We start from the raw sequence: 22944 nt of genomic DNA on the forward strand, positions 1-22944 counted from the left end.
TCGGTGTGCGGGGCGGCCCGGAAGAGGTCCGGGCGTTTCGCTCCGGTATCGATCCTCCCGGCGGATCCGGCCCCGTACGGTCGACGTACCGGCTGGAAGCGGCGCGCGGGTCGGCCGACGCCCCCGTCGGCCGATCGGTTGATGCGGGGGTGGCCGGATCGGGTCACCATGGAAGATCCGCGCAGGTCAGCAGGGTCTCAGCGGGTGGGTTCGGGCGAGACGGAACACGAGGTACGAGGTGGAGCACCGGAGCGATGCGCAGACCCCGGAGGGGGACGGACCCACCGGCTCCGCTTCCGGCTCGGGGGCCGGCTCTGGCACCGGCTCGGGCACCGACTCGGGGGCCGACGCTGCGCCCGGCCCGGGCTCCGACGCTGCACCCGGCTCCGGCTCCGGCCCGGGTTCCGCCTCGGGTTCCGGCGCTGCCCGCGGCCCGGGCACCGGCCCCGGCACAAGCGCCAGCCCGGGCACGGGCAAGGGCACGGGCACGGGCACGAGCCCCGGCCCCGGCCCCGGCCCCGGCCAGGATTCCGGCCCGGGGCCCAGCGCCGACCCCGACGCCCGCTGGCTCGCGCTGCTCATGCACGCCGCGTTCTTCCTGCTGCTCGGCGCCTCGCTGACCCGGTTCCTGATGCGGCACCCCGGGGAGGCCCGGACCCCGTGGATCATCGCCCTGTCGATCACCCTGGCGGTGCTGTACCTCCTGGGACCCGTCCTGGGTTCGCGCCCCACCCCGCGCCGGCTCGTCTGGCTCGGCGTGCTCGTCCTCGTCTGGATGGTGCTGGTCGTCCTCGCGCCGAGCTTCGCGTGGTGCGCGGTGCCGTTGTTCTACACCGGGCTGGGCATCCTGCCGCCGCGCGCGGCCCTCGCCCTGGTCGCCCTGCTCACCGCGTTCGTCGTGGCCGCGCAACTGCGCCTGGCCGAGGGGTTCGACCCGAATCTGGTCCTCGCCCCGCCCGCCGTCGCCGCCGTCGCGACCGCCGTCTTCGTCCACATGCAGCGCCAGGCGGTACGCCAGCGGGAACTGGCCGGACGCCAGCGCGAGCTGATCGACGACCTGCTGCGCACCCGGCGCGAACTGGCCGCCACCGAGCGGCGCGAGGGGACCCTCGCCGAGCGTCAGCGGCTCTCCATGGAGATCCACGACACCCTGGCGCAGGGCCTGTCCAGCCAGCAGATGCTGCTCCAGGCGGCCGACCGCACGTGGAGCGCCGACCCGGACGCGGCCCGCCGCCACGTCCGTACGGCCACCGGCATCGCGGAACGCAACCTCACCGAGGCCCGCCGCTTCGTCCACGACCTGGCCCCCGCCGACCTGGCGCAGGGCGGCGGCCTGGAAGCGGCCCTGCGCACGCTGGCGGCCCGCGAGAGCGCCCAGGCGGAGGGCGCGCTCACCGTCCACTGCCATGTGGAGGGCACCCCGGGCGTCCCGCTGCCGGACCGGGTGCAGTCGGCCCTGCTGCGCATCGCCCAGGGGGCCCTGGCCAACGTGCGGGAGCACTCCGGGGCCACCGCCGCCGGGTTGACCCTGACCCACCTCGACGACCGGGTGGTCCTCGACATCGGCGACAACGGCCGCGGCTTCACCGTGGAGCCCGCGCCCGTCCGCAGCCCCGCCACCGTGCGCGGCCACGGGCTCCCCGCCATCCGGGCCCGCGTGCACCAGCTCGGCGGCACGCTCACCATCGAGTCGGCCCCGGGCGAGGGCACGGTCCTCTCGGCCGCGATCCCGCTCGTGCCCGTCCCCCTCACCGCCCTGGAGGACCCCGTATGACCGGCCAAGGCCCGCAGACGCCCCCCGTACGCATCCTGCTCTGCGACGACCACGTGGTCGTCCGCGCCGGACTGCTCGCCCTCCTGGGGAGCGAACCGGACATCGAGGTCGTCGGCGAGGCCGGCAGCGGCGAGGAGGCCGTGGTGCTCGCCGCCCGGCTCACGCCGGACGTCGTCCTCATGGACCTCCAGCTCGGCGAGGGCATCGACGGCGTCGAGGCGACCCGCCGCATCGCGGCCGACGGCACGGTCCACGTACTCGTGCTGACCACGTACGACACGGACGCCGACATCACCCGGGCCATCGAGGCGGGGGCGACCGGCTATCTGCTGAAGGCGGAGCGCCCCGAGGAACTGTTCGCCGCGATCCGGTCCGCCGCCCAGGGCCGCACCACGCTCTCGGCCCCCGTCGCCAGCCGGGTCATGGCCCGGATGCGCAGCCCCCGCCCGGGCCTCACCGACCGTGAACGCGACATCCTGGCCCAGCTGTCCCAGGGCCTCGGCAACCGCGACATCGCCCGCGCCCTGTTCATCAGCGAAGCCACGGTCAAGACCCACCTGGGCCGGATCTACGACAAGCTCGGCGTCGACACGCGTGCGGGCGCGGTGTCGGTGGCGAAGGAGCAGCGCCTGCTTCCGTGAGCCGGGGCGCGGAGCCTGCGGGCCTGGCCCCCTGGACGGAGCTGCGGAACTCGGGAGCTGGGGAACTTTCGTCCAAGACAGACGCGCAGGAGTCGGCAACGGTAGGGGCATGCGCAGAAACCACGTGAGTCCCACGCCTCGGAAGCACGATTCCGAGCACGGCTGGGAGGTCGCCCACTTCGTCGGCAGCACGGCGCTCGACGGGGTCCGGCTGGCCGGTTTCCGTGACCGCGCCTCCGTCGGGCTGGACATGCAGGTGCTCCCCCAGCCCGTCGTGGTCGTCGTCATCGGGCTCGGGGACGCCTCCCTCACGGTGGAGAGTGCCACGGCGCGCCGGCCGCTGAGGAGTTTCGTCGCCTCGTTGTCGCCCGGCCCGGCCCGGGTCCGGGGCGAGCACGTCGAGTGCGTCGAGGTCTGCCTGCCGCCCCTGGCCGCCCATGCGGTGCTGGGCGTCTCCCCGCGCGAGCTGGACGGGTCGGTCAACGGTCTGGAAGAGCTGTGGGGGCGGCACGCCCGCTACCTCCGCGAGCAGTTGACCGACGCCACGACGTGGCAGGAACGCCTGGCGCTGACGGACGCGTTCCTCGCGAAGCGGGCTGCCGGCACACCGCCGGTGTCACCCGAGGTCGCCGCCGCCTGGGACACCATCGTGGCCCGCCGGGGCCGGGTACGGGTCGCCGGCCTCGCCGCGTCCTTCGGGTGGAGCCGCAAGCGGCTGTGGTCCCGGTTCACCGACCAGATCGGTCTCACCCCCAAACGCGCCGCCATGCTGGTCCGCTTCGACCACGCCGCCCGGGCCCTCTGCGCGGGCGAGAGTGCCGACGCCGTCGCCCTCGCCTGCGGATACGCCGACCAGTCCCACCTCCACCGCGACGTCACGGCCCTGGCCGGGTGCACGCCGCGCGCCCTGGCCGGCAGACCCACGTCCGCCGGCTGACCTTCGCGCACGTACGCACCGCACGTACGAACCGCACATACGCACCGCACTTCGCACCGCACACAGTCGAGAGGAAACACCCATGACGAACACGGACGCCGATGTCACGGCAGCGGGGACGGCCGACCACGATCTGGTCGTCCGACTCGCGTTCGGGAGCATGGCGGCGCAGGCCCTGCGCGCGGCGGCCCGGCTGAGGGTGGTGGAACTGCTGGGCGACGCGCCGCGCCGGGCTGTCGAGGTGGCCGCCGAAGCCGGAGCCGAACCCCAGCCCATGGAGCGGCTGCTGCGTGCCCTGGCCGGGCTCGGCCTGCTGCGGGAGCCCGCCCCGGGGACCTTCTCGGTGACCCCTGCGGGGGCGCTGCTGCACCCCGGCCGTCCCGACTCGCTCGCCTCGTTCGTCAGGATGTTCACCGAGCCGACGATCGTCCGTGCCTGGGAGCACCTGGACGACAGCGTCCGCACCGGTGAGGTCGCGTTCGACGGTGTGTTCGGCACCGACTTCTTCAGCCACCTCGCCCAGCACCCCGAGCTGTCCGCCGAGTTCAACGCGGCGATGAGCCAAGCCTCCTCGGAGACCGCCGCCGCCCTGCCGGGCGCCTTCGCCTTCGGCCGGTTCGCCTCGGTCACGGACGTCGGCGGGGGCGACGGGACCCTCCTGGCCGGCGTGCTGGCCGCCCATCCCGGCCTCACCGGTGTCGTCCTCGACACGGCGGAGGGCCTGGCCGGAACACCGGGCACGATGGCGCGGCACGGGCTGGAGGACCGGTGCTCCCTGATCGCCGGAGACTTCTTCCACTCGGTGCCCGGGGGCTCGGATCTCTACCTGCTGAAGAGCGTCCTGCACGACTGGACGGACGACCAGGCGGTCACGATCCTGAGCCACTGCCGTCAGGTGCTGCCGCCCGGCGGCGTCGTCTTGATCGTGGAGCCCGTGCTTCCCGACGCGGTCGACATCCGTGCCGACGTCACCGACGGCGGGGTCACCTACCTCAGCGACCTCAACATGCTGGTGAATCTGGGCGGCCGGGAGCGCACCCGCGATGACTTCGCGGAGGTGTGCCGCCGCGCGGGTCTGACCCTCACTACGGTCACCCCGCTCACCGAAGCCGCGCCGTTCGCCATGATCGAGGCCGTTGCCGACTGACCTGCGCCGAACAGCCCTCGGACACCGGACGTTGGTGAAGTGCAAGCGGAGACAGGTCCTCCGGGGCGAACCCGGCGATCAGATCTCCGCGAGCACCGCGTCGGCGGTCGTCGCCGTGACGGCGCGCTCGAACCACACATCGAGCACCGCAAGGTCCTTGCAGGCGGTGATCCGCTGCCGTGCTTCATCCGGCACCGTGACACCGCGCACCGCGAGAATCCGCAGAATGTCCTCGGCCCGGCCTTCGACGCGACCTTCCACGCGGCCTTCGTCGCGGAAGCTCTCGGCGACGAAGCCGCGGAAGTGACTGAGACCAGTGCCCATCAGGTTCCTCCAGATCTCACGGGCCGGGGTGGCGCCCAGACCCGCCTCGGTGAATTCGGCGAAAACCGCTGCGGCATCGGCGTCCGTGGCCCGGAGCGCCTCGGCAAGAGCCTCCAGTATGGCAGCGATGTCATGATCGTTACTATGCGTGATCGCCGAGAAGACGGCCATCGGGATGTCGTCGGCCGCCCTGACGGCGTCCGTGACCATGGGTACGTTGTGCGGTCCGAGCACCAGGGGGTGAGCGACCAGGCTGGGGTGCTTGTCCAGGCCGATACGGATCGGCTCGGCTGCCCACTCCGCCGTCCCCTTGTCCCGGCAGACGACCAGGAGCACGCACGGGTAGCGGAACTTCGCGTAGAGGTGGGCGAGGTAGTACGCCCAGCTACTGCGCTTGTCCGGGTCCTTCTTGCCCTGGGCCTCGATCGCCAGCAACAGCGAGCCCCCGTCGGCCACATCGATGCGCAGCAGCGTGTCCACGTGCCGTTCGAGCGGTCTGATCTCCGTGAGATCGGTGTCCATGAGCGACACCGCGACAGGTTCCGGAAAGGGGATGCCCAAGGTGTGGAAGGCACTCGCGAATAGACCCGGATTCTCCTGGAAGATCCGATGATGAGCCTCATGAGGCGAACTGACCATATGCCGGAGACTAGGAAACAATCGGCATATGCGTCTGGCATACCTACTCCGCTTCACCCGATCGTGTCGGCCCGCCCCGGACGGGCATGACACCATCGATCCGTGCTCGACATCGGCTACTCCCTCTCCCGCCGCTTCCCCGACCCCCCGCAGACCGACTACCGCCGCGCGGACGTCCGCGCGCTGCGGCACGATCTGTTCTCCGGCGACGTCTACCTCGCGGACACCAAGGCGGACCGCGAGGTGTCCACAGCCTGGGGATGGGTGCCAGTGCTGGACTTCGCGTGGGCGCTGTGCGACATCGTCGAGCAGATCGACCAGGACCCGCGCGGCAACCGCTCGCACCGGCAGCAGTACGCGGAGCTGGACTTCACCGAGTCATCGGACCGGATGATGTTCGAGCGGCGCTTCGGCTGGGTCGACGTCGAGGCGGACTGGATGCCCGGCGACGAGCCCCCGCTGACCTTCAGCCACTCCCTCCTGCGCCGCGAGGCCCGTGACTTCCTGCACGACCTGATCGCGGACCTGTCCGACCTGCACGAGGGCCTCGCCGACAACCCCGTGATCTGGGACCTCCAGGCCCGCTTCCCCCGCATGTGAGGCCCGCGCCGCCGCCCGAGGGCCTCACGCCTCCACCCGCACCCCGATCTGCGCCGCGAACGCCGGAGCCAGCTCCATCAGCTGCAACGGGCTGATCACCGCGCCCGCCAGCCGGTCGACGCCCCGCGCGATGTCCAGCTCGGCCACCGCGCGCAGGTCCACCGACTCCATCCGGACCCCGCTGAAGTCCGCCCGCTTCAGCACGCAGTCCCGGAACTCGACGCGGACCAGGTGCGCGTCACCGAAGTCCGGCTCGGAGAGCACACAGCCCTCGAAGACGACGTCCTTGAGCCGGGCCTTGCGCAGATTCAGGTAGTCGATCTTGCCGCCGCGCACCACCACCCGCTCCAGCACCGCACCATGCAGCTGCACCCCGCCCAGGCGCGCGTCCACCACCTCCACGTCCCGCAGCGACGCCTCCGCGAGATCGGTGCCCACACCCCGTACGCCCGTCAGCACCGCGTCGATGAAGCGGGCCCGCGCCAGCTCCGTGCGGTCCAGGGTGCAGCCGTCCAGGGCGCAGTCCATGAACCGGGCGCCCCGGCCCGACGCGTCCGCCAGGTCCACCCCGTCGAACCGCACCCCGTCGTAGTCCCCGTCCGGCTCCAGGCCCTCGCCGTCGTAGGGAACGAGCGGTGGCAGCCGCACCTCCGGACGCCGCGCCGCCGCGATGGTGTCCTTCTTGCCCTTGACCGCCCTGGCCCCCCTGGTCGCCCCGGTCGCTCTGGTCGTCCTGCCCTCGCTCGCTGCCATGCCCCCATCGTGACGCACCCCACTGACAGTCCCCCGTCGACCGTGTCACGAGCCGCCGCCCCCGATCCGTCGCATCATCAAAGACGCGAAGGAGATCCAGCCATGGAACACATCCACGTCATCGGCGGCGGACTCGCCGGCCTCACCGCCGCCATCACCGCGGCCGAGTCCGGTGCGCGCGTCACCCTGCACGAGGGCCACCGGACCCTCGGCGGCCGGGCCAGGACCGCGGACGGGCCGTACCGCGCCAACGAAGGCCCGCACGCCCTGTACCGGCGCGGGCCGCACTGGACCTGGCTGACCCGGCGCGGTCTTCTCGGCGCCGTCGTCTCCGTACCGCCCCGCGAAGGCCTCCGCTTCCGTTTCCGCCGCGCGGGAGCGGCCCGCCGGACCCCGCCCGTGGCTCTGCTGCGGCTCGCCCGCCGGGCTCCCCGCACGGCCCCGGTCGACGTCGCCTTCCTGGAGTGGGCCGTCGGACAGGTCGGCGAGGAGGGTGCCCGGGCCGCCGCGAACTTCGCCGCCACCGCCCTGTTCCACCACGACCCGGGGTCGCTCTCCGCCCGGTTCGTCCAGGAGCGCCTGCACCGCCTGGCCTCGTTCCCGCCCGAGGCCCACTACCCGGTCGGCGGCTGGGCTCCGCTCGTCGAGCGGCTGGCCGGCCACGCCCGGGGCCTCGGGGTCGGCATCGAGACCGCCGCCCGCGTCGATGCCCGGACCCTCGGCGAGCTGGCCCGTACCGGGCCGGTCGTCGTCGCCACCTCCCTCGACGCCGCCCGTGTCCTCCTCGACGACGCGTCCCTCACCTGGGACAGCGGCCGCACCGTCCTGCTGGACCTGGCGGTGCGCACCCGGCGCGGCGACGCGTTCGTCGTGTCGGACCTGGACGCGCCCGGCTGGCTGGAGCGGTTCACCGCCCAGGATCCCGGCCTCGCCCCGGCCGGCGAACAGCTGCTCCAGGGCCAGTTCCCGATCGGCCCCGACGCGCGCAGGGCGGAAGGGACGGCGCGGGCCGAGGAACTCCTCGACCTCGGCTTCCCCGGCTGGCGGGAGCGCACCACCTGGCGCGTCGAGGCCCTCGCCGACGGCAGCACCGGGGCCGTCGACCGCCCGGGCACCACCTGGCGGGACCGGCCCTCCGTCGTCCGGGGCGACGGGATCTTCCTGGCGGGCGACCAGGTCGCCGCCCCCGGACTCCTCAGCGAGGTCTCCTTCACCAGCGGCATCGAAGCCGGCCTGCTCGCCGTGAAGGCCGCCGGGCCGCGCTCCCGGGCCGCGCTCCCGGGCGGGGATCCAGGACGGGGGCCCAGGACGGGGTCGACGGGGTTGACCTCAAGCGGACTTGATGTATGAGGGTGGGGTCACAGCCCGCGGCGAGCACGGCCCGCGGCGCGACCCCAGGGAGCTTGTCATGCGCGCTGTACGCCTTCACGCCTTCGGCCCCGCCGAGAACCTCGTGTACGAGCGGGCCGAGGACCCCGTCCCCGGCCCCGGCCAGATCCGTATCGCCGTGGCCGCGGCCGGGGTCCACGTTCTGGACACCGTTCTGCGGGAGGGGGAGCGCGGCCCGTACCCGGAGCCCGTCGTCCTCCCCACCATCCCCGGCCGCGAGGTCGCCGGAACCGTCGAGTCGGTGGGCGAGGGCACGGACCCGGCCTGGCTCGGCAAGCGCGTCGTCGCCCACATCGGCATGGCGCCCGGCGGGTACGCCGAACTCACCGTCACCGAGGCCGACCGGCTCCACGAGATCCCCGAGGGGCTCGACGCCGCCGAGGCCGTCGCCATGATCGGCACCGGCCGAACCGCCCTCGGCATCCTCGGGTTCACCCCGCTCGGCCCCGATTCCGTAGTCGTCGTCACCGCGGCGGCGGGCGGGATCGGCACCCTCCTCGTCCAGTACGCGAAGAACGCGGGCGCCACCGTGATCGCGCTGGCCGGCGGCCCGGCGAAGGTGGCCCGGGCGGAGGCCGAGGGCGCCGACCTCGCCCTCGACTACACCCGCCCCGACTGGCCGCGCCAGGCTCGTGAACACCTCGAAGCGGCGGGAGTGCGGGCCACCGTCGTCTACGACGCCGTCGGCGGGACCACCGCCCGCGCCGCCGTGGACCTCCTCGGCCCCGGCGGGCGGCACGTGGTCTACGGCTGGTCGGGCGAGGGGCTCCACGACGGGGGCCCGCTCACCTTCACCGACGAGGAGCTGGCCGAACGCGCCATCACGTCCGGGTCCGTCCTCGGGCCGGGGATGATCGAGAACGGCGGCGGTCTGCGCGCGCTGGAGACCCGTGCCCTCGCCGACGCGGCGGCCGGCCGGCTGCGGCCCGCCGTACAGCGCTTCCCGCTCGCCGGGGCCGCCGCCGCGCACCGCGCGCTGGAGACCCGGGGCACGATGGGCAAGGTGGTCCTGGAGCCGTAGTCAGGCCCCGCGCCCGTCGGCCCCCAGACGGGTCAGCGCCCCGTCCGTCAGCCGGTACACCGTCCACTCGTCCTGCGGGCGCGCGCCCAGCGACTCGTAGAACGCGATGGACGGGGCGTTCCAGTCGAGCACGGACCACTCCAGCCGCTGGTAGCCGCGCTCCACGCAGATCCGTGCCAGCTCCGTCAGCATCGCCCTGCCGTGGCCGCCGCCGCGCCGGTCGGGGCGGACGTACAGGTCCTCCAGGTAGATGCCGTGCACTCCGCGCCAGGTGGAGAAGTTCAGGAACCAGAGGGCGAAGCCGATCACCTCGCCGCTGTCGTCGTCGGCCGTCGCCACGTGCGCGTAGGCGGCGGGCCGGTCGCCGAACAGCGCCTCGTGCAGCTGGTCCTCGGTGACGACGACCTCGTCGAGGGCCTTCTCGTACTCGGCGAGATCCCGCACCAGGGAGTGCAGGGCGGGGACGTCTTCACGTGTGGCGGTACGAATCATGGGCGCAGCGTAAGCAACCGGGGCCCCGGCCACACCTTGTTTTGTTCTTCGCGGCTTCCGGCCAGGCCGCGGACCCGACTCCGCCCCCGACTCCGCCCCTGCCCCTGCCCCCGGCCCCCGGCCCCCACCGGCGCGCGGGAGGCGAGCCCCTCACCGCCCCAGCAGCCGCCGCGCGATCTCCGCGTGGACGGGGGCGATCCGGCCCTCGCCGCCCTCCGCCGCCCACAGCCCGTGCTGGAGCACCCGCCCCAGCGTCCAGGCCCGCGCCCGCTCCCGGTCCCGCTCCAGGCCCAGCGCCTCCGTCAACGCGTCGAACCGCCACACCACCTCGTCGGCGTCGAAGAGGTTGTCCAACGCCGGGAGCAGCTCGAATCCCGGGTCCCCCGCGAGCGGCTTCGGGTCGAGCGCCACCCACTCCCCTGCCCGCCTCGCGTCCGCGCGCCCGGCCAGGACGTTGTCGTAGTGCAGGTCCCAGTGCAGCAGCCGGTCCCCCGGCTCCCCCGCGACCTCCCGCACCGCCGCCGCGCAGCCCTCGACGAGCCGCCGGTCCTCGGCGTCGGCCAGCAGGCCCACCCTCTCCGGGACCGCCGCGAGCATCCGCTCCACCACCCCGCCCAACGTGCGCAGCCCCTCCGGCGCGGGCACCGCCACCAGCCGGGCCAGCACCGCGCCGAGAACCGTCACCGCCTTCCGCACGTCGGCCTCGCCGGACAACGGTCGCCGCTCGTCGAGCCGTTCCAGCAGCATCGCACCGGACTCCGGTTCATGGCCGAGCAGTTCCACCGCCCCGGCCCCCGCGTCGGTCCACGCCCGCAGCGCGACCGGTTCGCCCGCCGTCTCCTCGTCCACCAACTGGAGTTTCAGCGCCGCGGGCCGCCCGTCCGCCTCCCGCACCACCGGCAGGACCAGCGCGCACATCCCGTTCATCGACGGGCCGTCCGGCCGCAGCCCCCACCGCTCCAGGCACCGCTCGGCCAGGCCGGGCAGGGCGGCGACGAAGGCCCGGCCGGCCGCTCCGTTGTACTGGGACTGCGTGGCGATCAGTTCGTCAGGAATGTCGATCACCTCACCGATCCTAGGGACAGCGATCCTGGGACAGCGATCCCGGGACACCACTCCTGAGGACACCGGTCCTGGGGACCGGCGTCGACCGGGCCATGACGGAACAGCCTCGCGCGCAGTAACGTCCCGCCACACGTACGCTCGGCATCTCACCGGACCGGGCAGGGACACCAGGGGCATCATGAGCACCGTCAGTACCGTCGTCGGCGGCATATCGTTCTGGTACGCGCGGGAGGGCACCCCCGCCCCGCGCGAACCCCTCCCCGGCGACACGAGCGTCGACGTCTGCATCGTCGGAGGCGGCTACACCGGGCTCTGGACGGCGTACTACCTGAAGAAGGCCGTCCCCTTCCTCAACATCACCGTCCTGGAAGCCAAGTTCTGCGGCTACGGGGCCTCCGGCCGTAACGGCGGCTGGCTGTACAACGGCATCGCGGGCCGTGACCGGTACGCCAAGCTGCACGGCCACGACGCCGCCGTACGGCTCCAGAAGGCGATGAACGACACCGTCGGCGAGGTCGTCAGGACCGCCGCGGAAGAGAAGATCGACGCCGACATCCACCAGGGCGGCGTCCTGGAGGTGGCCCACACCCCCTCCCAGCTCGCCCGGCTCAAGGACTTCCACAGCGTCGAGATCGCCTTCGGGGAGAGCGACCGGGTCCTGCGCGGCGCCCGCGAGACCGCCGAGCGCGTCCATGTGACGGGGGCCGTCGGCTCGTCCTGGACCCCGCACGGCGCCCGGCTGCACCCGGCCAAGCTGGTCAAGAGCCTCGCGGACGTGGTGGAGGCGCTCGGCGTGACCATCCACGAGTCGACGCCGGTCACCGAGATCAAGCCCAAGCACGCCGTGACGCCGTACGGCACGGTCCGCGCCCCGTACGTCCTGCGCTGCACCGAGGGCTTCACCGCGAGCCTCAAGGGGCAGAAGCGCACCTGGCTCCCGATGAACTCCTCCATGATCGTCACCGAGCCGCTGCCCGCCCGGATCTGGGACACGATCGGATGGGAGGGCCGCGAGACCCTCGGCGACCTGGCCCACGCCTACTTCTACGCTCAGCGCACCGCCGACGACCGCATCGCGCTCGGCGGCCGCGGATACCCGTACCGCTTCGGCTCGGCCACCGACGACGACGGCCGCACCCAGCCCGCCACCGTGGCCGCCCTGCGCGATCTGCTGGTCCGGCTCTTCCCCACCACGGCGGGCGTCCACGTCGACCACGCCTGGTCCGGCGTCCTCGGCGTCCCGCGCGACTGGTGCGCCACGGTCACCCTGGACCGCACGACGGGCCTGGGCTGGGCGGGCGGTTACGTCGGCTCCGGCGTCGCCACCGCCAACCTCGCCGCCCGCACCCTGCGCGACCTGATCCAGCAGGACTCCGGGCAGGCGGGTCCGACGGAGCTGACCACCCTGCCGTGGGTGAACCACAAGGTCCGCCGCTGGGAGCCGGAGCCCTTCCGCTGGCTCGGCGTCCACGGCATGTACGCGGCCTACCGCGCCGCCGACCGTCGCGAGAGCACTTCGCCGCGCCCCGGCACGGACCCCGTCGCCAGGGTGGCCGACCGCATCGCGGGCCGCCACTGAGCCACCGGGCCCGCAGGGCCGGGATCGCAGGCCCGGAATCGCAGGCCCAGGTCCGCCGGCCCGGGCTCGCTCAGTCGCGCGGCCAGGGCCGTCCGTCGAGACGCTCGATGGAGAGGTTCAGGCGGCTGAGGGAGTCGGCGAGCTGCTGGGCCTCCTCGGGGGTCCACTCCGTGAGGACCTTCGCGAGGCCCGCCATGTTCCTCGCCCGGTCGCTCTCCAGGCGGCGTCCGCCCTCCTCGGTGATGGCGAACTTGCGGGCGATGCCGCCGTCGGGGTCCGGGATGCGCTCGACGACCCCGGCCCGCAGCATCGCGGCGGTCTGCCGGTTGAGCGTGGAGGCGTCCAGGCGGAAGGCGTCGCCGAGCTGGCCGATGGACATGGGCCCCTCCACCTGGATCCGGCTCAGCAGGATGTAGGCGGAACGGTCGAGCTGCCAGTCCACGCGCGGGGTGACCATGTGCATGTACCGGCCGAGCAGCATCGTCTCGCGTTCGATCCGGTCGATGGGCTTGTCCACGCGCTGCTTCCTTCGTCGAACCAGGTCTCTCACGATAGATGTGCATCATGCACGTGCTGTGCATGATGCACAATCAATGTATCTTGCATAGTCGAACGCCGAGAACGCGGTCCCGGAAACCCGGACCGAGAACCCGGCCCGATAGCGCGTACGCGAGAACGCGGCCCAAAACGCGCACGCGAGAACGAACGACCCGAACGAACGACCGGCCCGGAAGGGCAAGAGGGAGCAGTACCCGTGGAGAGTTCACCCCCCGCAGCCCGCCCGGGAGGCGTGGTCGGCATCCTGGCCTTCGCCGGCATCGTGGCGGCGCTCACCCAGACCCTGGTGGTGCCGCTGATCGCGGAGCTGCCGAAGATGTTCGACACCTCCGCGTCGAACGCCTCCTGGGTGATCACCGCCACCCTGCTGGCCGCCGCCGTGGCCACGCCCGTCGCCGGCCGGCTCGGCGACATGTACGGCAAGCGACGCATGCTGCTCGTCTCGCTCGTCCCGCTGGTCCTCGGCTCGGTGGTCTGCGCCCTGTCCTCGTCCGTGGTCCCGATGATCGCCGGGCGCGGTCTCCAGGGCCTGGGCATGGGCGTGGTCCCGCTCGGCATCAGCCTGCTGCGTGACGTGGTGCCGGCCGAGAAGCTCGGCCCGTCCATCGCGATCATGAGCGCCTCGATGGGCGTGGGCGGCGCGCTGGGCCTGCCGTTCGCCGCCGCCATCGCGGAGAACACCAGCTGGCGGGTGCTGTTCTGGGTGGTCGCCGTACTGGCCCTCGCGGTCGGCGCGCTGATCCTGGCCCTGGTCCCCGGGGACCGCCCGGCCACCAGGTCCACCAGCTTCGACCTGCTCGGGGCCGTCGGCCTGGGCACCGCCCTGATCTGTCTGCTGCTCGCCGTCTCCAAGGGCGCCGACTGGGGCTGGGGCAGCGCCACCACGCTCGCCCTCTTCGCCGCCGTGCTGGTGCTGCTGCCCGCCTGGGGCTGGTGGGAACTGCGCCTCAGCGAACCGCTGGTCGACCTGCGCGTCACCGCCCGCCCCCAGGTCCTGATGACGAACACGGCATCGATCCTGGTCGGCTTCGCGATGTACGCGCAGTCCCTCGTCGTGCCCCAGCTGCTCCAGCTGCCCGAGGCCACCGGCTACGGCCTGGGCCAGTCGATGCTGGCGATGGGCCTGTGGATGGCCCCGGCGGGCCTGATGATGATGGCGATGTCCCCGGTCGGCGCGAAGCTGTCCGCCGCCAAGGGCCCGAAGGTCACTCTGGCCGTCGGCAGCCTCCTCATCGCCGCCGGATACGGCCTGTCCGTCCCGCTGATCGGCGCGGACTCCCCGTGGAGCCTGCTGATCGTCACCCTCGTCTGCAACTCGGGCGTCGGCTTCGCGTACGGGGCGATGCCCGCGCTCATCATGAGTGCGGTGCCCCAGTCCGAGACCGCGTCGGCGAACAGCTTCAACGCCCTGATGCGCTCGATCGGCACGTCCTTCGCGGCGGCGGTGATCGGCGTGGTCCTGGCCCGGATGACCACGGACTTCGGCGGCTTCCCGCTGGCTTCCCAGAACGGCTTCCGCGTCGCGATGCTCATCGGCTGCGGCGTGGGCCTCGCGGCGGCGATCGTCGCCGCTCTCATTCCCGTACGCCCGGCGGCCGCGCCCCTGCGGCCGGCCGCCGCGAGCGGTCCCGCGGGGGTGCCGGAGGCCTCGGAGTCCAAGGCCTGACCGTGTCCAGGGCCTGACCGTCCTCGCCTGTACGGAGCGCGGCCCGTGGCCCGACGGCTGAACCGCCGGACCATGGGCCGGACTTCGCCCGGTGACCCGGCATCACGGTCACGACGCCGGGCCAGCGGGTCGCGGGCCAGCGGGTCGCGGGTCAGCGGGTCAGCGAGTCAGCGCGTCGGCGCGTCGGCGCGTCGGCGCGTCGGCGGATCAGCAGGTCGCGGGTCAGCAGGTCGCGGGTCAGCGGGTCAACAGGTCGCGCGTCGGCGGATCAGCGGGTCGCGGGTCAGCAGGTCGCGGGGCAGCGGGCAACAGGTCGCGCGTCAGCAGGTCAGCAGGTCAGCGCGTAAGTCTCAGCAGCCGCCCGGCTCTCGCCGTCGCGACCAGCTCCTCGACGGTGGCGAGCTTCACCCGGGGGCGCCCGTCGCGTCGGCCCCGGTCCCGTTCGGCACGGTCGATCGCGGCCAGGCCCCGGGCGTCCACCACCCGGCGGTTACGCCGTCGGGCCAGGCGCCGGAACGCCTTGGCGTCGCCCGTCGGGGCGGGCAGCGTTCCGGCGACCGCGTCGGCCAGGAGCGTGCCGACCGTCTCGGCCGCGCAGGTGCGGTTCGCGCCGATCCCGCCGGAGGGCCCCCGCTTGATCCAGCCGACCACATAGCCGCCGGACAGCCCGGCGATCCGGCCGCCCTCGTGCGGGACGGTGCCCGAGGCCTCGTCGAACGGCAGCCCGGGGACCGGCAGCCCCCGGTAACCGATGGCCCGCAGCAGCATTCCGGCACGCAGGTCCGCCGTACCCTCGCCACCGCCGTCGGTGACCCGTACGGTGCGCATGTCCCCGTCGCCCCGGACCTCCACCGGCTCGGAGTGGAAGCGGAGCACGATGCGCCGGTCCGCCCCTCGGCCGGGCCGGGGGGAGGCGGCGGCCGTCCGCGCCCGGATCAGCCCCCGGAGCAGCCCGGCTCGGTCGCCGGCCCCGGCCGCGTCGATCGCCGCCCCCGTGCGCGGATCGTGGTCGTCCACCACCAGCTCCACGCCAGGCAGATGCTTCAGCGCGAGAAGTTCGGAGCGGGTGTACGCGGCGTCCCCGGGCCCCCGCCGCCCCAGCACCACCACCTCGCGGACCCGGCTCGCCCGCAGCGCCTCCAGCGCGTGCGCGGCGATGTCGGTGCCCGAGAGCGCCTCCGGGTCGGTGACCAGGATCCGGGCGACGTCGAGGGCCACGTTGCCGTTGCCCACCACGACGACCCGCTCGGCGGACAGGTCGACGCCCTGCGCGACGGCCTCCGGGTGGGCGTTGTACCAGGCGACGAACGAGGTCGCCGACAGACATCCGGGCCCTTCCTCGCCGGGGATGCCGAGCCGCCGGTCCGTGGAGGCGCCGACCGCGTAGATCACCGCGTCGTGGTGGGCGGCCAACTCCTCCGCCGTGACGTCCCGGCCCACCTCGATGCCCAGGTGCATCCGGACCCGGGGGTGGGAGTGGAACCGGGAGAAGGCGTCGCCGGCCTTCTTCGTCGCGGGGTGGTCGGGGGCCACGCCGTACCGGACGAGCCCGCCGGCCACCGGCAGCCGGTCGATCAGGGTCACCTCGGCGGCCGTGTGCAGCAACAGGTCCTGCGCCGCGTACATCCCGGCGGCCCCGGTGCCGACGACGGCCACCCGCAGCGGCCCGAAGTCGGACGGCAGGCTGCGCCCGAAGACCGGCTCGCCCCACACGTGGAAGTTCGGCCCGTCCACCGCCCCGGGGGCCTGCTCCCCGCCTTCGTAATAGGCGGCGTTGATGTCGGCGTACTCCCGCTGCGCGGCGGACAACGAGTCCACCGGGAAGATCGCGTCCACCGGGCAGGCGTCGGCGCAGGCCCCGCAGTCGATGCACGCCCGGGGGTCGATGTGGAGCATCTCCGTACGGCCGAAGGCGCGTTCCTCGGGCGTCGGGTGGATGCAGTTGACCGGGCAGACGGCCACGCAGGTGGCGTCGTTGCAGCAGGTCTGGGTGATGGCGTAGGTCATGGCCCCGGCTCAGATCAGGTTCGCGCGCTTGTAGAACGCGAGGGCGGGCTTGGTGAGGAGGCGGGCGGAGGCCAGGAAGTCCATCAGCCCCGAACAGCTGGACCGCATCATGGACTTGTGGTGCTCGTTGCGCCGGGCGGCGGCCAGCGCGCGCTGCTTGTCCAGCCCGGCCCTCCGGTAGACCTCCGGATTCACCATGCTGGTCACGATGAAGTACGAGGCGACGGCGACGACGAACGCGTTGAGCTGCCGCCGGGCCCACCCGGCGCCCTCCAGGCGCTTGAGGGTCTCGTCCCGGGCGAACTTCATGTGCCGGGACTCCTCCACCACATGGATGTTGTTGATGGTGCGGACGAACGGCACGACCCGCTCGTCGCGCATCCAGTCCCGCTGCATCACGTCGAGCACTTCCTCGGCGACCAGGATCGCCGCGTACGCCGCCTCGCCGAACGCCAGCGTCTTGAAGGCCCTGCCCAGCTCCATCACCGCACGGCGCGGGCGGTAGTGGGGCGCCCCGAGCTTCTGCGCACCGCGCGCGAACATGATCGAGTGGCGGCACTCCTCGGCTATCTCGGTGAGCGCCCACTGGAACTCCGCGCCCGCCGGGTTCTTCATGTAGATGTCGCGCAGCACCATCTGCTGGAGGATCATCTCGAACCAGATCCCGGTGCTGGCGACCGAGGCCGCCTCCTGACGAGTGAGCTCCTTGCGCTGCCCCTCGGTCAACTCGCCCCAGTACGCGGTCCCGTAGAGGCTGCACCACTCCGGGCTCGCGCCGTGGAACTCCTTGTCCAGCGGCGTCTCCCAGTCCACCTCGGTGGCCGGGTCGTACGCCAGCTGCGCGGCCGAGTCGAGCAGCCGCCGCGCGACGTCGTCGCCCTCGGGACTCTCCTGGACCTTCGACGGAACGGTGCTGCCGGCCATGCTGCGGCTCCTTGGGTCGAGTGCGGTGATCCTCGATCGTGGTGAGGTGCGTACATCGGCCGACCGCCGCGTACGCAATCGGCTCGCGCTGTACGGGGTCGGGTGGTGCTGTGCCGGGTCATGCCTGCGTGCTGTGGCTGTGTGCTGTGGCTGTGTGCTGTGTGCTGTGTGCTGTGTGCGGTGTGCTGGACGGGATCACCGGACCGAGGCCGGGGGCGACGGCCCGCGCCGGACCGGACACCGGCCGACCCGGAATCCTTGTTAGACGCAAGGTATAACAAGGATCCCGGGTCGCCTACCCCTCGGTAGAAATCGGTACGGACGCTCACCACATCTCCTTGCCCCGAGGGCAGTTCGGCGCTATTCCTCCCCCCAGGCGACCGGCAGGGAGACCACTCCGTAGATGCTGGAGCGTTCACGCAGCGGCACTTCCTCCGGCGGGACCGCGAGGCGCAGGGAGGGAAAGCGGGCGAGGAGCGCCGGGAGCGCCACGGTCATCTCGACCCGCGCGAGCTGCTGACCGAGGCACTGGTGGGGGCCGTGGCCGAAGGAGAGATGCCCGGTGGCCCGGCGACGGATGTCGAGCCGGTCGGGCTCGGGGAACCTGCGCGGATCACGGTTGGCGGCCTGCACGGAGACGGTCACCGTCTCCCCCGCCCTGATCAGTTCGCCCGCCACCTCGACGTCCTCCAACGCGGAACGCAGCAGCGGGTCGGCCACGCTGAGGTAGCGCAGCAGCTCCTCCGCGGCCGGCCCGGCGAGATCCGGGTCGCCGCGCAGGGCGTCCAGCTGGCCGGGGTTGGCCAGCAGGGCGAAGACGCCCAGGCCGAGCATGTTCGCGGTGGTGTCGAGCCCGGCGGCGAGGAGGAGTCCGCCGATCCCGGCCAGCTCCTCGTCGCTGAGACCGGAGGCGGCGGGCCCGGAGGCGGCAGGGCCGGAGGGGGCGGGGCCGGGGGCGGCAGGGTCACCGGACCGGGGCCCGGTGCCGTGTGCGGGTCCTGGGGCCGCGAGATCGCTGAGCAGGTCGTCGGTGGGTTCGGCCCGCTTGGCGAGCACGAGTTCACCGACGTACCGGAGCAGCCCCGCGTAAGCCTCGTCCCTGGCCCCGGCGTCGGCCGCCTGGTCGAAGATGACCTCGACCAGCCCCAGAAAGCGCCCCCGGTCGGCGTAGGGCACGCCGAGCAACTCGCAGATCACCAACGTGGGCACGGGCCGGGCGAAGGCCTCCACCAGGTCGGCCGTGGGCCCGGCCTGCTCCATGGCGTCCAGGCAGTCGGCGGTGAACCGCTCGATACGGCCGGCCAGTTGACGCATCCGACGGACGGTGAACCGGCCGGCGAGCAGCCTGCGGTAGCGGGTGTGCTCCGGGGCGTCGAGGCCGATGATGTCGCCGACGGGCGCCGGCGGCAGCTCCCCCGGCGCGCCCTCCATCGCCATCGGCAGGTGCAGGAGCTCGTAGCGGGAGCTGAAGCGCGGATCGGCCAGCACCGCGCGGGCCTCGGCGTGCCCGGTGACCAGTCGGCCCACGTGCCCGTCCACGTAGCGGAGGCGGCGGACCGGCCGGTCGCTCAGCGCGGTGAGGGCGGCGGGCGGATCGAAGGGGCAGCCGGTGTGCCGGTCGGTGGGCAGGACGGGCAGCTCGTCGGCGGTCGCGGAGCCGGTGTCGGTGTCGGTGCCGGTGCCGGTGCCGGTGCCGGTGGCCGGGTCGTACGCCATCAGGTTCTCCCCAGGTCGTCGGATCGAGACAAGACATCGGATCGAGGCACCGGAGCTGAAGTCACCGGAGCTGAAGCCATCGGAGCTGAAGCCATCGGAGCTGAAGTCACCGGGACTGAAGTCATCGGGGCGACGTCATCGGGGCGGGAACTCACCGGGGGTCCTGGCCGAACTTCGAGGTCGCCCAGAAGTAGCCGAGCACCACGAGCCCGAGGCTCCAGCCCACGGCCAGCCAGCCGTTGTGGCCGATCTCGGTGCCGAGGAGCAGGCCGCGCAGGGTCTCGATGGCCGGGGTGAAGGGCTGGTACTCGGCGATCGGCCGGAACCAGCCCGGCATCGTCTCCACCGGGATGAAGGCACTGGACAGCATCGGGAGCAACACCATCGGCAGAGCGTTGTTGCTGGCGGCCTCGGCGTTCGGGCTGATGAGGCCCATGCCGACCGCGACCCAGGTGAGGGCGGCGGAGAAGAGCACGAGCAGCCCGAACGCCGCCAGCCACTCCACGAGCGTGGCGTCCGTGGAGCGGAAGCCGATGGCCACGGCGACCGCGCCGACCAGGACCACGCTCAACACGCTCTGCAGCACGCTGCCGACGACGTGCCCGATGATCACGGAGCCGCGGTGGATCGCCAGGGTGCGGAAGCGGGCGATGATGCCCTCGGACATGTCCGTGGAGACGGACACCGCGGTCCCGACCACGGTGGAGCCGATGGTCAGCATCAGGATGCCCGGGACGATGTAGGCGATGTACGCGGAACGGCCGCCCCCTCCGCCGCCGATGCCCGCGCTCATCACGTCGCCGAAGATGTAGACGAAAAGCAGCAGGAGCATGACAGGCGTGAGGAGCAGGTTCAGGGTGAGCGAGGGATAGCGCCGGGCGTGCAGGAGATTGCGCCGCAGCATGGTGTTCGAGTCGCGCACGGCGAGGGAGAGGGACGTCATCGGACAGCCTCCTTCGGCTGGTTGTTCCGGGCGGACACGCCGGAGCCGGTGAGGGCGAAGAACACGTCGTCGAGGTCGGGGGTGTGGACGGTCAGTTCGTCGGCCTCGATGCCGGCCGAGTCCAGCCAGTCGAGGATGGAGCGCAGTTCGCGCTGGCTGCCGTCGCTGGGGATGGAGAGCGACAGGGACTCGTCGTCGGGGGCGGCCCCGGTCAGTGCGGAGGCGGCGGACCGGTAGGCGTCCGGGTCGGTGAAGCGGAGCCTGACGTGGCCGCCGGGGACGAGCCGCTTGAGCTGCTCGGCGGTGCCCTCCGCGGCGATCTTCCCGTCGTTGAGGACGGCGATGCGGTCGGCGAGTTCGTCGGCCTCTTCGAGGTACTGGGTGGTGAGGAAGACGGTGACGCCGCCGGCGACCAGCTCGCGGATGATGCCCCACATGCTGTGGCGGGAGCGCGGGTCGAGGCCGGTGGTCGGTTCGTCGAGGAAGATGATCCGCGGGGAACCGACCAGGGTCATCGCGATGTCGAGGCGGCGCTTCATGCCACCGGAGTAGGTGGACGCGGGCTTCCTCGCCGCCTCCACCAGATCGAACCGCTCCAGAAGTTCGGCGGCGACGCGCCGCCCCTCGCGCCTGGACAGGTGGTGCAGGTCCGCCATCAGCAGCATGTTCTCCTCACCGGTGATCAGACCGTCCACGGCGGAGAACTGGCCAGTGACACCGATCGCCGCGCGCACGGCCTGCGCGTCGACGGCCGGATCGTGGCCGCCGACGCTCAGTACGCCGGCGTCGGCGGTGATGAGGGTGGAGAGGATCTTTACGGCGGTGGTCTTGCCCGCGCCGTTGGGGCCGAGCAGGGCGAAGACGGTGCCCTTGGGCACCGACAGGTCGATGCCGTCGAGCACGAGCTTGTCGCCGTAGGACTTGCGCAGGCCGGTGGCGGTGATCGCCTGCTGCGTCGCGGCCTGGGCGGCGAGCGGCGCGGCGGACCGGGTGACAGTCATGCTGGTTCCCTTTCGCGAGCGGTGAGTCGGGAGTGGTCGGGACGAGAAGCGGGCATGGCGAAGGCGGGCTCGGCGGAGCCGGACGCCGTGGAGTGAGTTACGACGAAGTCAGGCGCGGGAGTCAGGCGCGGGAGCCAGGCACGGGAGTCAGGCACGGGAGTCAGGCACGGGAGTCAGGCACGGGAGTCAGGCACGGGAGTCAGGCACGGCGGACGATGATGTCGCCGGCCCCGCTCCGGGCGTGCACCTCGACGGTCTCGTCGGAGTCCTCGGGCCCGGCGGCGGCGCCGAGCGAGTTGCGTACGGTGCCGAACTTGGGGTTCAGGTCGAGCCAGGCGGCGGTGCCCTCGTGGATGCCCACTTCGAGGTCGCCGACGGAGGTGCGCAGAGCGATGCGGCCGCGGGTCACGTCGCCGACGCGGATGCGCCCGTTGGAGGAGGTCGCCTCGACCCCGGCTCGGGCGACGCCGATCTCGATGCGCCCGTTGGCGGACTTGGCGACGACGTCGCCGTGCGCGACGCCCACGGAGATGTCGCCGTTGGCCGCGTTGACCTTCAGCTCACCGCCGACCTCGTCGATCACGGTCGCGCCGTTGCCGTTCTTGACGACCGCCGCCCCGGCGACCGCGCCGACCTCGACCCGGCCCGAGCCGATGACCTCGACCTCCCCGGTGGAGCGGACCAGCCGGATGTCGCCGTGGTCGGTCCTGAGCTCGGCGCGGGCCGCCTCCTCCACCTGGAGGTCGCCGAGCGAGGTCCTGAGCCGGACCTCGCCGAGCGGCCCCCCGCCGAAGAAGCCGCCCAGCGCGGAGGTGCCGCGCACATCGGAGCCCGCGGGCAGTTCGATGCTCACCACGACGGCGCCCGGCTTGCCGAACAGCGAGCGCTTCTTGGGGGTCCTGACGGTGAGACGGCCACCCGAGCAGGAGACCTGGGTCTGCTGCACGGCGCGTACGTCGTCCTCGTCGGATCCGTTGCCCGGCAGCACCTCGACGACCGTGTCGGTGCGCTTGCCGGCGGTGATGCGGGCGGTGCCGGCGTCCAGCTCGATGACGGCGGAGATCGGCTCGGGGGTATCGAAAGAAGGCATGGCTGTCCCGTCCTCTTGGCTCGGTGAGTGATGAGTGATCAGTGACGTCGGCCGGATCGGCGATCCGCCGGTGAAGTGGCGCCGGCTACGAGCAGGCGGCCCAGCAGGCCCAGGACCCAGCCGGTCCAGCGGACCCAGCAGGCCTAGCGGACCCAGCCGGTGAAGCCGCGACCCCCCGAGTCCTTGACCCGGCCCGTCGCGCTCGCGCGCCCCCCTCCGTCGAGGGACACGGACACGGCCCGCACGAGCCAGGCGTTGACCGACAGCCCCTCCGCCGCGGCGGCGCTCTCCGCGCGGCCCTTGAGGTGGGCGGGGAGACGGAGGTTGATCCGCACCATGGTGCCGTCGTCGGCCTCCCCGGCCGAAGGCGCGGCCACGACGGGGGTCACGACCGCCTCCCGCTCCTCCCGCACCGGCTCCGGCTCGGGCACCGGCGGCGGCGTCACCACGAACTCGGGATCGAGCCCGCGCAGCCGTACGTCGACCGACCCGGGAGCCAGCTCCCGGGTGACGTCGCCCATGGCCGCGGAGAGCACGTTGAGCAGGGTCAGCCGGACGGCGGACTCCAGGGGAGCGCTGAGCCGCTCGGCCAGGGCGCGGGCTTCGTCACCGCTGGCATCCGCCGCGACGGCGAGTTCCCGCCGGAGATTGTCGACGTAGGGGGTGAGATCCATGACG

At 72.9% G+C, this 22944-nt stretch carries 21 protein-coding genes; 9 read left to right on the forward strand and 12 right to left on the reverse strand.

The features are described from left to right. Positions 1-238 precede the first annotated feature (238 nt). From D581_RS0124180 to D581_RS0124195, 4 genes are all read left to right on the forward strand, one after another. On the forward strand, positions 239-1774 hold the full coding sequence (locus tag D581_RS0124180; protein ID WP_018959774.1) for a sensor histidine kinase: 1536 nt from the start codon (positions 239-241) through the stop codon (positions 1772-1774). Then, on the forward strand, positions 1771-2415 hold the full coding sequence (locus D581_RS0124185) for a response regulator (protein ID WP_018959775.1): 645 nt from the start codon (positions 1771-1773) through the stop codon (positions 2413-2415). Before D581_RS0124180 ends, D581_RS0124185 begins: the two co-directional genes overlap by 4 nt. A 109-nt stretch (positions 2416-2524) precedes the next feature. Next, a complete protein-coding gene (locus D581_RS0124190) occupies positions 2525-3352 on the forward strand; it encodes a helix-turn-helix domain-containing protein (RefSeq protein ID WP_026290858.1) in 828 nt (275 codons plus the stop codon). An 82-nt stretch (positions 3353-3434) separates the two neighbouring features. Further along, positions 3435-4499: a methyltransferase gene (locus tag D581_RS0124195; RefSeq protein ID WP_018959777.1), complete on the forward strand. Its 1065-nt coding sequence runs from the start codon at positions 3435-3437 to the stop codon at positions 4497-4499. A gap of 78 nt (positions 4500-4577) precedes the next feature. On the opposite strand, the gene D581_RS0124200 is transcribed toward D581_RS0124195, so the two are convergent. Next, complete coding sequence (locus tag D581_RS0124200; protein WP_026290859.1) at positions 4578-5462, reverse strand: hypothetical protein; 885 nt, start codon at positions 5460-5462, stop codon at positions 4578-4580. Positions 5463-5564: 102 nt separating this feature from the next. Between D581_RS0124200 and D581_RS0124205 the strand changes: the two genes are divergently transcribed. Further along, complete coding sequence (locus D581_RS0124205) at positions 5565-6062, forward strand: hypothetical protein (protein WP_018959779.1); 498 nt, start codon at positions 5565-5567, stop codon at positions 6060-6062. Positions 6063-6086: 24 nt separating this feature from the next. On the opposite strand, the gene D581_RS0124210 is transcribed toward D581_RS0124205, so the two are convergent. Then, the gene (locus D581_RS0124210) at positions 6087-6815 is read right to left on the reverse strand and encodes a pentapeptide repeat-containing protein (RefSeq protein WP_018959780.1); all 729 of its coding nucleotides are present in this window, start codon (positions 6813-6815) and stop codon (positions 6087-6089) included. Positions 6816-6917: 102 nt separating this feature from the next. Between D581_RS0124210 and D581_RS01000000137625 the strand changes: the two genes are divergently transcribed. Together D581_RS01000000137625 and D581_RS0124220 are read left to right on the forward strand one after the other, a co-directional pair. After that, positions 6918-8165, forward strand: a complete 1248-nt coding sequence (locus D581_RS01000000137625; protein ID WP_018959781.1) for an NAD(P)-binding protein — start codon at positions 6918-6920, stop codon at positions 8163-8165. 58 nt (positions 8166-8223) lie between these two features. Next, a complete protein-coding gene (locus tag D581_RS0124220; RefSeq protein WP_018959782.1) occupies positions 8224-9225 on the forward strand; it encodes a zinc-binding dehydrogenase in 1002 nt (333 codons plus the stop codon). Here the strand turns inward: D581_RS0124220 and D581_RS0124225 are convergent, their stop codons facing one another. Next, the gene (locus D581_RS0124225; RefSeq protein WP_018959783.1) at positions 9226-9717 is read right to left on the reverse strand and encodes a GNAT family N-acetyltransferase; all 492 of its coding nucleotides are present in this window, start codon (positions 9715-9717) and stop codon (positions 9226-9228) included. A 150-nt stretch (positions 9718-9867) separates the two neighbouring features. Then, positions 9868-10791 (reverse strand): aminoglycoside phosphotransferase family protein, encoded by a 924-nt coding sequence (locus D581_RS0124230; RefSeq protein WP_486585878.1) that lies wholly within the window; start codon positions 10789-10791, stop codon positions 9868-9870. A 169-nt stretch (positions 10792-10960) separates the two neighbouring features. Here D581_RS0124230 and D581_RS0124235 point away from each other — a divergent pair, with 169 nt between their 5' ends. Then, a complete protein-coding gene (locus tag D581_RS0124235; protein WP_018959785.1) occupies positions 10961-12361 on the forward strand; it encodes an FAD-dependent oxidoreductase in 1401 nt (466 codons plus the stop codon). Between the two features lie 70 nt (positions 12362-12431). Here the strand turns inward: D581_RS0124235 and D581_RS0124240 are convergent, their stop codons facing one another. Then, complete coding sequence (locus tag D581_RS0124240; protein WP_018959786.1) at positions 12432-12878, reverse strand: MarR family winged helix-turn-helix transcriptional regulator; 447 nt, start codon at positions 12876-12878, stop codon at positions 12432-12434. A gap of 237 nt (positions 12879-13115) precedes the next feature. On the opposite strand from D581_RS0124240, the gene D581_RS0124245 reads away from it, so the two are divergent. After that, on the forward strand, positions 13116-14585 hold the full coding sequence (locus D581_RS0124245; RefSeq protein WP_026290861.1) for an MFS transporter: 1470 nt from the start codon (positions 13116-13118) through the stop codon (positions 14583-14585). A 336-nt stretch (positions 14586-14921) separates the two neighbouring features. Here D581_RS0124245 and D581_RS0124250 read toward each other — a convergent pair whose 3' ends face one another. From D581_RS0124250 to D581_RS0124280, 7 genes are all read right to left on the reverse strand, one after another. Then, positions 14922-16592, reverse strand: a complete 1671-nt coding sequence (locus D581_RS0124250) for an FAD-dependent oxidoreductase (protein WP_018959788.1) — start codon at positions 16590-16592, stop codon at positions 14922-14924. Between the two features lie 9 nt (positions 16593-16601). Then, positions 16602-17516: an AurF N-oxygenase family protein gene (locus D581_RS0124255; RefSeq protein ID WP_018959789.1), complete on the reverse strand. Its 915-nt coding sequence runs from the start codon at positions 17514-17516 to the stop codon at positions 16602-16604. A gap of 360 nt (positions 17517-17876) precedes the next feature. Further along, positions 17877-19232, reverse strand: a complete 1356-nt coding sequence (locus D581_RS0124260) for a cytochrome P450 (RefSeq protein ID WP_018959790.1) — start codon at positions 19230-19232, stop codon at positions 17877-17879. A 151-nt stretch (positions 19233-19383) separates the two neighbouring features. Next, the gene (locus D581_RS0124265; RefSeq protein WP_018959791.1) at positions 19384-20175 is read right to left on the reverse strand and encodes an ABC transporter permease; all 792 of its coding nucleotides are present in this window, start codon (positions 20173-20175) and stop codon (positions 19384-19386) included. Next, positions 20172-21176 carry an ATP-binding cassette domain-containing protein gene (locus tag D581_RS0124270; protein WP_018959792.1) on the reverse strand — a complete coding sequence of 335 codons (1005 nt, stop codon included), beginning with the start codon at positions 21174-21176 and terminating at the stop codon, positions 20172-20174. The genes D581_RS0124265 and D581_RS0124270 overlap by 4 nt, the downstream gene beginning before the upstream one ends. A gap of 199 nt (positions 21177-21375) precedes the next feature. Next, positions 21376-22266 (reverse strand): DUF4097 family beta strand repeat-containing protein, encoded by an 891-nt coding sequence (locus D581_RS0124275; protein WP_018959793.1) that lies wholly within the window; start codon positions 22264-22266, stop codon positions 21376-21378. 143 nt (positions 22267-22409) lie between these two features. Then, complete coding sequence (locus D581_RS0124280) at positions 22410-22940, reverse strand: toxin-antitoxin system HicB family antitoxin (protein ID WP_018959794.1); 531 nt, start codon at positions 22938-22940, stop codon at positions 22410-22412. Between the last annotated feature and the right edge of the window lie 4 nt (positions 22941-22944).

Source organism: Streptomyces sp. CNB091 (genome assembly GCF_000377965.1).

Bases quoted from the DNA above. Each gene is read 5' to 3' on its own strand.
- D581_RS0124185 (WP_018959775.1), top strand. From the start codon at position 1,771: ATGACCGGCCAAGGCCCGCAGACGCCCCCCGTACGCATCCTGCTCTGC.
- D581_RS0124190 (WP_026290858.1), top strand. From the start codon at position 2,525: ATGCGCAGAAACCACGTGAGTCCCACGCCTCGGAAGCACGATTCCGAG.
- D581_RS0124195 (WP_018959777.1), top strand. From the start codon at position 3,435: ATGACGAACACGGACGCCGATGTCACGGCAGCGGGGACGGCCGACCAC.
- D581_RS0124200 (WP_026290859.1), bottom strand. From the start codon at position 5,462: ATGGTCAGTTCGCCTCATGAGGCTCATCATCGGATCTTCCAGGAGAAT.
- D581_RS0124210 (WP_018959780.1), bottom strand. From the start codon at position 6,815: ATGGCAGCGAGCGAGGGCAGGACGACCAGAGCGACCGGGGCGACCAGG.
- D581_RS01000000137625 (WP_018959781.1), top strand. From the start codon at position 6,918: ATGGAACACATCCACGTCATCGGCGGCGGACTCGCCGGCCTCACCGCC.
- D581_RS0124220 (WP_018959782.1), top strand. From the start codon at position 8,224: ATGCGCGCTGTACGCCTTCACGCCTTCGGCCCCGCCGAGAACCTCGTG.
- D581_RS0124225 (WP_018959783.1), bottom strand. From the start codon at position 9,717: ATGATTCGTACCGCCACACGTGAAGACGTCCCCGCCCTGCACTCCCTG.
- D581_RS0124235 (WP_018959785.1), top strand. From the start codon at position 10,961: ATGAGCACCGTCAGTACCGTCGTCGGCGGCATATCGTTCTGGTACGCG.
- D581_RS0124250 (WP_018959788.1), bottom strand. From the start codon at position 16,592: ATGACCTACGCCATCACCCAGACCTGCTGCAACGACGCCACCTGCGTG.
- D581_RS0124255 (WP_018959789.1), bottom strand. From the start codon at position 17,516: ATGGCCGGCAGCACCGTTCCGTCGAAGGTCCAGGAGAGTCCCGAGGGC.
- D581_RS0124260 (WP_018959790.1), bottom strand. From the start codon at position 19,232: ATGGCGTACGACCCGGCCACCGGCACCGGCACCGGCACCGGCACCGAC.
- D581_RS0124265 (WP_018959791.1), bottom strand. From the start codon at position 20,175: ATGACGTCCCTCTCCCTCGCCGTGCGCGACTCGAACACCATGCTGCGG.
- D581_RS0124270 (WP_018959792.1), bottom strand. From the start codon at position 21,176: ATGACTGTCACCCGGTCCGCCGCGCCGCTCGCCGCCCAGGCCGCGACG.
- D581_RS0124275 (WP_018959793.1), bottom strand. From the start codon at position 22,266: ATGCCTTCTTTCGATACCCCCGAGCCGATCTCCGCCGTCATCGAGCTG.
- D581_RS0124280 (WP_018959794.1), bottom strand. From the start codon at position 22,940: ATGGATCTCACCCCCTACGTCGACAATCTCCGGCGGGAACTCGCCGTC.